This is a genomic window from Roseibium sp. (assembly GCF_025698965.1).
Classification (GTDB): domain Bacteria; phylum Pseudomonadota; class Alphaproteobacteria; order Rhizobiales; family Stappiaceae; genus Roseibium.
On record NZ_JAILWL010000324.1, the window covers coordinates 1 to 7,671 of the forward strand.

Here is a 7,671-nt window from a genome sequence, read left to right on the forward strand (position 1 = left end):
CTCGGAAAGTTGAGTCTGCTCTTGTTTTGTTAGCCCTTCAACCGCCTGTTGCTGCACTTCGACGTATGAGGGGATCGTGTCTTTGATCAGTTTGAGGCCCTTGGGGGTTATGCAAACCGTCAGAGCTCGCCGGTCGTCCGGATGCGGACAACGCTCAACAAGTCCGGCCTTTTCCAGTTTGTCGATACGTGCCGTCATGCCTCCTGAGCTCATCATCGTCGTGCGGTAAAGCTCCGTCGGGGTGAGTTTGTACGGAGGGCCTGACCGGACAAGTGTGGCCAGAACGTCAAATTCTCCGATTTTCAATCCGATTTCCGCATAGGCAGGGGCAAGATACTCCCGGCTCATAACCTGGGAGGCTTCATTCAGTCTCCCGAGCAACACCATTGGTGTGAGTTTGTCCGCAACCTCGGGGACTTCCATTTGCCATTGTTGGCGCGCCCGCGCAGCCCGGTCCAGCATCAGGTCTTCGGGGTCGCCAAAAAGGTGGTTGGCAAGATTGCTCAGATCGTCCTGTGAGTTGCCCATCACTTGAATCCCTGAAGTGTCTCGTTTCACAGTTGAAACCCGGAAAGGTGACAATCTGCAGATGGTTGCCGAAAAATGTATGTGTTTCAACGGCTTTTGCCAAGGAAAGTCACCCGAAAAATAGCGAAAGTCAATACGCTTCAAGAATCTAGAAATTAAGTATCTTGAAATTAAGATAAAAACTGTTATCTCTCATTTCGACGGTTTTGCAGCGATGCAGTATGGCCGCAGTAATGAAAGGACGATCTAATGGCGGAGTTGATCAAGACCGCACCGGAGATTGAAGGCGGTTCAGGCGGGCGAAAGGTTTCGAAATTGGAACAGCGAATTTTAGAGGCCTTCGAAAAGCCGCTCGTGCTCATGCTTGTCGTGGGCAGTTTTCTGGCTGTCTCAACCGTATTCGCCAAATCCGCACCCAGCCTCGGCTGGCATCCGCTAGCCTTATTGCAATGGTCCATCCTGGGCGGGGCCTTGGGACTGTTCCTGGCAACGCGCCTGGTTGGCAGGGCGAGGGGTGCTAGAGTTAGAGAACAGAATGGGTCAACCCACAAACAGTTGTTGACCTATCTGGTCGTCACGGGGCTTTTGTTCATTGCGCCAAACATGATAGCGGTTGTCGCCGCGCCCAAGGTCGGGGCCGGTTTTGTCTCGCTCTGCTTTGCATTTCCTTTGGTTCTGACCTACGCGATCGCTGTGGCGCTGAGGCTTGAACTCCTCACGGTTCTGATGGGAAGCGGCGTCTTGCTTGGGGTTGCGGGGGGCGTATTGCTTGCCGTATCGGGTGCCGACCTTTCCGCAGATGCTTCGCTATGGTCTGTGATCGCCCTGCTGATACCGGTGTTTCTTGCCGCCGGCAACATTTACCGGACTTGGAAATGGCCTAAAGGTGCAAGACCGGTCGATCTGGCTCTGGGAATGATGGCGGTCGGATTTGTGGCGCTTACACTATTCACCGTGGCGTGGGGAATTCCGATTGTTCCGGCAAGCTGGACCTATCCGGCAGTCGGATTGCTGGTCGCCCAGATGACGGTTTTCGGCCTGCAATACGGCCTCTATTTCCGGCTGCAACAGACCGCGGGACCTGTTTACCTCAGCCAGATTGGTTCTGTTGCTGCTGTAATGGGGCTTGGCCTTGGGTTTCTGGTCTTTGATGAGATCCCGAACGAGGCCAAAATTGCCGCCGTTGTCTTCGTGGCAGCAGGTATCGTTCTCGTCACGTTGGGACGCAAAAGAAACATGACTTGAACGCGGGTTTAGTGCCTGATCAGAGCCAGACCCTCAACCAACCCTAGTTCCACAGCCAGGCCGCACCTCGAACACCGGAACTGTCGCCGTGCACGGCCTTGCGGATCGGCGTTTCGAATGTATCTGAGAAAATATAGGGTTCCATCGCCGGTGGCAGGTCCACATAGAGTTCATCTATGTTGGACATGCCGCCGCCAAGCACGAAGACATCGGGATCCAGAAGATTTGCCGACATGGCAAGCGATCGGGCAAGACGGCTGACATATGCCGCGTATACCTCATTGGCGACCGGATCTCCTGAACGCTTCAGTTCCATGATCTGCTGACCTTTCAGCATTTGACCCGTCTTGTCCTTGTAGTCCAGCTGGAATCCGGTTCCAGAACACCATCGGTCTATCACGCCCTTGTGGCCGATCCAGCTGTCCGGACCCGGAAATTCCTCGGCCTTGAGCCAGGGAACGGTTATGCCGCCCCATTCGCCTCCGATACCATTGGCGCCCAGATGCGCCTTGGCGTCGATTGCTATTCCCGAACCGCTGCCGGTGCCGATAATGATCGCATGAACAACGTGCTCTCCTGCGCCAGCTCCATCGGTTGCTTCGGACACTGCAAGGCAGTTCGCATCATTTTGGATCCGGACCGGGCGACCGAGAATGGCCTCCAGGTCCTTGTCCAGCGGTTTTCCATTCATCCAGGTCGAATTCGCATTCTTGACCAGGCCCGTTTTGGGAGAAAGCGAACCTGGAATGCCGAAGCCAAGCGTGCCGCGTTGACCGGTTGCCCGTTCTGCAGCGTCGACCAGCTCCTTAACGGCGGCGAGGCAGCCTTGATAGTCATCACGGGGAGTGTTGACCCGCTGACGGAACACTTCCTCGCCCTCTCCCGAAAGGGCAATGATTTCGATTTTCGTGCCACCCCAATCGATTCCCAGTCGCATGTCAGTCTACCCGTTTTGGCAATTCGAATGCAGCCGCTTGTCCGGCTTCCAATTCACTGGTCTGCTTGCCGTAGCTTTTGAACTTTCTCAGGATCTCAGCCATTTCGTCAGCATCGAGGATAACCGGTTCTCCAAGGATCAGCGAGGAAAGGAATTGATCTGCCAGATCTTCGACGCCTTCGGTGATGGTCAGAGCTTTTTCGAGCGTTGGTCCTCCCGCAATCTGACCATGATTGGCGAGCAGACACGCGTTCCGATCACCAAGTGCGGCGATCATCGCATCTGAAAGTGCTCGGGTCCCGAAGCTCGCATAGTCCGCGCATTCGATCCGGTCTCCCCCGGCCAAGGCCACCATGTAGTGAAACGCAGGAATTCCGCGTCGATGACAGGACAGCGCCGTTGCACGAGGGCTGTGGCAGTGGACGACTGCACCGCAAGCAGGTTTGGCAAGATAAAAATCCAGGTGCATTCGCCATTCGGAAGACGGCAGGTATTCTCCCCGGTAGCAACCATCCAAATCGAGCGCGACAATCTTGTCGGCTGTCAGGTCTTCATAAGGCATTCCGGACGGTGTCACCAAAAAACCGGATTTTGTGCGTGCACTGACGTTGCCTGAAGTACCTTTGGTCAGGCCGAGCCGAGGCAGGGCACGCGCTGTTTCAATGATTTCAAACCGCAGGTCTGAGGTGTCGTCTGGAAAGGAAGACATGTTGCGCATCGAGCCTTCAGGTTGTTTGGATCGGATGTAGTTCAATGAAGATCGTTCAAACCGGGTCCAGATGACAAGGATCAGGTTACGTTTTCAAGATATTGCTGTGTTAAATCGCAGGCATGTGTGCGGAACGAGGATAGGAGTTAAATGTCGAGTTGGGCGGACAAGCTTCGAAAGGGCTGGCAATCGGCTGGTGGCGCTCTGTCTGCTCACGGTGCGCGTTCCTCCAATAGGTATCGCAGCAAAGTCCGCACCTCTGGCCCCCGCTGGGCTGACCACGCTCCGAGCCTGCCTGACAAAAAGGAAATTCCGCTCTCCGATGATCGTCCGAACCAAAATGAGCGATCTTCTGTAACGCGATTTTATGTATGGGGCACCTTGGCATTGTTGGCAGCAGGGAGCGCCGGAGGTGTGATTTACTGGCAGGTGGACAAGGCTGCGAATGTAAATGAAGCAGCAGCACCCATTTTGCCCGACCCGCTGATTCAGCTCGACGACGGCGCGAAATCTGTCCTTCTCAATACGACGCCGGAGCTGGCGGCACAATTGAAGCGCAGTTTTCTTGGAAAACCCGACCAGCTTTGCACGGAGCTGCAGGCTCTGGGTTTGGAAAATCGGGGATGGAGCAAAGCACCTTTTCAAAGAAACCGCTGGCAATGTGCGTCGGACCTTGTGCAGCTGACGACGCCTAGCGTCGATTTTGGCCCGACAACCTTGTTTTTTGTGCTTCGTGGACCCGCTGAAGACAAGATTGATTATTTGCGTTTGAAGCTGGTCGTTGAAGATGCCCGACAAAAGGAAATCGGTCTGGAAGCCGTCCGGCTGGTCATTGATGCGCTAGCAGGCCGGTACGGATGGACTGTCCCTTCTGAGTTCCTGCAGGCGATCTCGGACTTCAAACAGCTCGAGACAATCCAACACGGGGTTCAGCTCTCGGTCGCTCCGGAAGACCCGAATCTGACAGGTGATCCGCTCGCAGATCAACGTTTGAACATTATCCTGAATTTTGGCGAACCGGATCTGATCCGGCCCGCCGACAGGTTCGAAGTGGCCCCACCGCTGGAAAGTGAATGGAGCGCTGAGGTCAAGGACCTGGACGGTCCGGCAACGGAATGAATTCTTCTTCATCGCCCGGAACGATGTCAAAGCGGCCCTGACGCCAGTCTTCCTTGGCCTGCTCAATCCGTTCTTTCGAAGAGGAAACGAAGTTCCACCAGATGTAGCGACGGCCGTCCATCGGCTCTCCACCCAGCACCACGAAACGGGCCGGGGCCGGCGAGTTGTTCTCGACAACCAGATGGTCGCCCGGTTTGAACACAAGCAGTTGAGCCGGATCGAAGGTCTGTCCGGCAACGGTTATCTGACCCGAGATTGTGTAAAGGCCGCGTTCCTCCCAACCGGCATCGAGCGGTATCCTGGCACCGGGGTCAAGTGCGATATCGGCATAGAACATCTCGGAAGCCGTTTTGACCGGGGCCTTGTGACCATATAGCGACCCGGCGATGAGTTTGACGGAAGCGCCTTTGTCAGCAAACTCCGGTTGCTCTTTTGTGTTGAAATGCTGAAAGGTCGGATCGCCTTCCTCAAGATGTTTCGGCAGGGCGACCCAACTCTGCAATCCGAAAAGCGGGCGGGTCTCCTGCATGCGTTCAGGGCGCTCGCGTTCCGAATGGACGATGCCTTTTCCGGCACTCATCCAGTTCAGAGCTCCCGGTGAGATCGCGATTTCTGTGCCAAGACTGTCGCGGTGGTACATTTCGCCTTCGAAAAGATAGGTAACTGTGGCCAGTCCGATATGTGGATGTGGTCGAACGTCGACACCGCCACCTACAAGAAGCTCCGCAGGTCCCATCTGATCAAAAAAAATGAATGGACCAATCATCCGACGTTTTGGGGACGGTAAAGCCCTGCGCACATGAAAACCGCCGAGATCGGAGGTGCGCGGGACGATAATTGTGTCGATTGGATCGCAACTTGCAGCGTTGCCAGGTATCGGGTCTGGGGAATTCAACCAACTCATTGGCCTCTCCTTGCAGTCGAACGAATGTCTGCCGGATAGATAGGGTCACGATGGTGAAAGTGTCTATTGAACAGTCCGTTTCCATCATTTCATTCAATTGAAAAGACGTATAAAACGGGCTCTCGTTCACCTTCGAGGTGCTTCATGAAACGCATTATAATTGTTGGCGGTCCCGGATCCGGGAAAAGCACGCTCGCGCGTCTTTTGAGTGAACGGACTGGTCTGCCTGTCTACCACATGGACTGCATCCACTGGATGCCGGGATGGGTCGAACGGTCTGAACGTGAAAAGGACGAGCTCACCCATCAGGTCCACATTCAGGATGAATGGATCTTCGAAGGCGGACATTCGCACACGTATAAAGAGCGGATCGAGCGGGCTGATACATTTATCTGGCTTGATGCGCCAGTGGGATTGCGGATTTTTCGTGTCTTGAAACGGTCTCTTGAATATTACGGCCGAAGCCGTCCGGATCTGCCGAACGGGTGTCCGGAGCGTTTCAATTGGCAAACCGTCGAATTCCTGCAGTTCATCTGGAGAACCAGAAAGAGTGCACGAACCAGGCTTGAAAAAATCTACAAACATCCTCCAGGTCATTTGAAGGTCTACAGGTTCACCTCAATACCGGAGACCGCAGTCTTTTTGGAGAAACTGCCACCAAAAACGAACTTGGAAACAGATCTGAACCCGGTGGCATCTTGACAGGAAGCTTGTCGCGGCTGCACAAACAAGCTTCACCCGGGGTGTCCCGTCATGGGGCTGAGATACTGCAGGGCGCGTTCCTTACGTGCAGCGCAGGGACCCGAAGAACCTGATCCAGGTCATGCTGGCGAAGGGATGGTGTTCTTGGGACTCGCGAACCAGCCACATTGCTCGGGAACCCGGAGTCGACCGCCTCTCTTCTCAGCTGGACATGAAATCGCGCAAAGCAGGAAATGCTTTGCCGGAGGACACGCAAGTGTTGCAGCAGAAGTTTGTTGAGGTCCGAACCGTAATGACCATGAGGTCGTCATGGAAGTTCTGATCCGGGGAGCCGGGGTCGCCGGATTGGCGTTGGCCTATGAATTGCGCAAACGCGGCGCGGATGTGACCCTTCTGGAGAAGCAAAAGGACCTGGTTGGCAGCGCATCCTGGTTGGCCGGTGGCATGCTTGCGCCATGGTGTGAGCGCGAAAGCGCGGAAGAAGAGGTTTTGACCTTTGGCCGGCCTTCGGTCGAGTGGTGGTCTGAGGCCCTGCCGGATCAGGTTGTCTGCAAGGGGACGCTCGTTGTTGCTCCGCCACGCGACACCTCCGAGCTGGCCCGGTTTGCTGGACGAACCAGCGGTTACGACTGGCTTGAAGCAGGCGAGATCGAAGACCTCGAACCAGATCTTGCCGGACGGTTTTCCAAGGCATTGTTCTTTTCAGGTGAAGCTCATCTGGACCCGCGTAAAGCGTTACTGGGATTACAGCAAAAACTGGTCGACATGGGCGTGCGTTTTGAATTTGGGGCAAAATCGACAACCGACCACAACTATCTGGAAGCCAATTGCACGGGTATGTCAGCAAACGATCCCGATCTGCGCGGTGTACGCGGCGAGATGCTTCTGCTTCACGCACCGGAAGTAACGCTCTCCCGGCCGGTACGTATGCTTCATCCGCGCATACCTGTTTATATCGTCCCCCGTGAAGACCATCATTTCATGGTTGGGGCGACGATGATCGAAAGCGAGGACTATGGGCAGATCAGCGTTCGCTCCACCATGGAGCTCCTGAATGCGGCCTACAGCCTGCATCCGTCCTTTGGCGAGGCGAAAATCGTTGAAACGGGTACGGGCGTGCGCCCCGCCTATGACGACAATCTACCGCGGGTCACCCAGAAGGGCCGCGTCGTCTCGGTAAACGGCTTTTATCGCCACGGATATCTTCTGGCACCCCATTTTGCCGGGGTCGCCGCCGACAGGATAATCAACTCGCTGCAGGAGCAGGACTTTGAAACTCATCATTAATGGCGAAACTCAAGAGGTCGTCAGCGCAAACCTGGCTGCTTTGCTGGATGAACTGTCCTATGAGCACGCCTTTCTGGCAACGGCCCGTAACAGCGAACTTGTTGCGGCTGAAGACCGGGCAGCGTGTGTTTTAACCGAGGGAGACCGGGTCGAGATCCTGTCTCCGATGCAGGGAGGTTGAAGGAAATGGTCAGGTTCTACGACCAAACGGTGTCTTCACGTCTTCTGCTTGGAACCGCG

Annotated in this window: 9 protein-coding genes and 1 riboswitch; of the genes, 5 read left to right on the forward strand and 4 right to left on the reverse strand. The window is 55.2% G+C overall.

Annotated features, from left to right (window positions below):
* On the reverse strand, nt 1–462 hold a 462-nt coding region (locus tag K5905_RS22430), incomplete at its 3' end, for a MarR family winged helix-turn-helix transcriptional regulator (protein ID WP_297587988.1).
* A gap of 315 nt (nt 463–777) precedes the next feature.
* On the opposite strand from K5905_RS22430, the gene K5905_RS22435 reads away from it, so the two are divergent.
* A complete protein-coding gene (locus K5905_RS22435) occupies nt 778–1,773 on the forward strand; it encodes a DMT family transporter (protein WP_297587969.1) in 996 nt (331 codons plus the stop codon).
* A gap of 43 nt (nt 1,774–1,816) precedes the next feature.
* Here the strand turns inward: K5905_RS22435 and K5905_RS22440 are convergent, their stop codons facing one another.
* Together K5905_RS22440 and K5905_RS22445 are read right to left on the reverse strand one after the other, a co-directional pair.
* A complete protein-coding gene (locus tag K5905_RS22440) occupies nt 1,817–2,710 on the reverse strand; it encodes an ROK family protein (RefSeq protein WP_297587972.1) in 894 nt (297 codons plus the stop codon).
* A 1-nt stretch (nt 2,711) separates the two neighbouring features.
* Entirely contained in the window at nt 2,712–3,419 is a 708-nt protein-coding gene (locus tag K5905_RS22445) for a class II aldolase/adducin family protein (RefSeq protein WP_297587975.1), read from the reverse strand.
* A gap of 150 nt (nt 3,420–3,569) precedes the next feature.
* Here K5905_RS22445 and K5905_RS22450 point away from each other — a divergent pair, with 150 nt between their 5' ends.
* Nucleotides 3,570–4,538, forward strand: coding sequence for a DUF6030 family protein (locus tag K5905_RS22450; protein WP_297587978.1), 969 nt, complete (start codon nt 3,570–3,572; stop codon nt 4,536–4,538).
* Here the strand turns inward: K5905_RS22450 and K5905_RS22455 are convergent.
* The gene (locus K5905_RS22455; RefSeq protein ID WP_297587981.1) at nt 4,507–5,442 is read right to left on the reverse strand and encodes a pirin family protein; all 936 of its coding nucleotides are present in this window, start codon (nt 5,440–5,442) and stop codon (nt 4,507–4,509) included. The genes K5905_RS22450 and K5905_RS22455 overlap by 32 nt on opposite strands.
* A gap of 144 nt (nt 5,443–5,586) precedes the next feature.
* Between K5905_RS22455 and K5905_RS22460 the strand changes: the two genes are divergently transcribed.
* The 3 genes from K5905_RS22460 (at nt 5,587) to thiS (ending at nt 7,612) form a co-directional block, all read left to right on the forward strand.
* Nucleotides 5,587–6,144 carry an AAA family ATPase gene (locus tag K5905_RS22460; RefSeq protein ID WP_297587983.1) on the forward strand — a complete coding sequence of 186 codons (558 nt, stop codon included), beginning with the start codon at nt 5,587–5,589 and terminating at the stop codon, nt 6,142–6,144.
* 27 nt (nt 6,145–6,171) lie between these two features.
* Nucleotides 6,172–6,298, forward strand: a riboswitch (TPP riboswitch).
* Between the two features lie 155 nt (nt 6,299–6,453).
* Entirely contained in the window at nt 6,454–7,431 is a 978-nt protein-coding gene (thiO, locus tag K5905_RS22465; protein ID WP_297587984.1) for a glycine oxidase ThiO, read from the forward strand.
* The gene (gene thiS / locus K5905_RS22470; protein ID WP_297587986.1) at nt 7,415–7,612 is read left to right on the forward strand and encodes a sulfur carrier protein ThiS; all 198 of its coding nucleotides are present in this window, start codon (nt 7,415–7,417) and stop codon (nt 7,610–7,612) included. The genes thiO and thiS overlap by 17 nt, the downstream gene beginning before the upstream one ends.
* The last annotated feature ends 59 nt before the right edge of the window (nt 7,613–7,671 follow it).

What these genes read in the sequence shown, in the direction of transcription:
- K5905_RS22435 (WP_297587969.1), top strand. Translation starts at nt 778, where the DNA reads ATGGCGGAGTTGATCAAGACCGCACCGGAGATTGAAGGCGGTTCAGGC.
- K5905_RS22440 (WP_297587972.1), bottom strand. Translation starts at nt 2,710, where the DNA reads ATGCGACTGGGAATCGATTGGGGTGGCACGAAAATCGAAATCATTGCC.
- K5905_RS22445 (WP_297587975.1), bottom strand. Translation starts at nt 3,419, where the DNA reads ATGTCTTCCTTTCCAGACGACACCTCAGACCTGCGGTTTGAAATCATT.
- K5905_RS22450 (WP_297587978.1), top strand. Translation starts at nt 3,570, where the DNA reads ATGTCGAGTTGGGCGGACAAGCTTCGAAAGGGCTGGCAATCGGCTGGT.
- K5905_RS22455 (WP_297587981.1), bottom strand. Translation starts at nt 5,442, where the DNA reads ATGAGTTGGTTGAATTCCCCAGACCCGATACCTGGCAACGCTGCAAGT.
- K5905_RS22460 (WP_297587983.1), top strand. Translation starts at nt 5,587, where the DNA reads ATGAAACGCATTATAATTGTTGGCGGTCCCGGATCCGGGAAAAGCACG.
- thiO (WP_297587984.1), top strand. Translation starts at nt 6,454, where the DNA reads ATGGAAGTTCTGATCCGGGGAGCCGGGGTCGCCGGATTGGCGTTGGCC.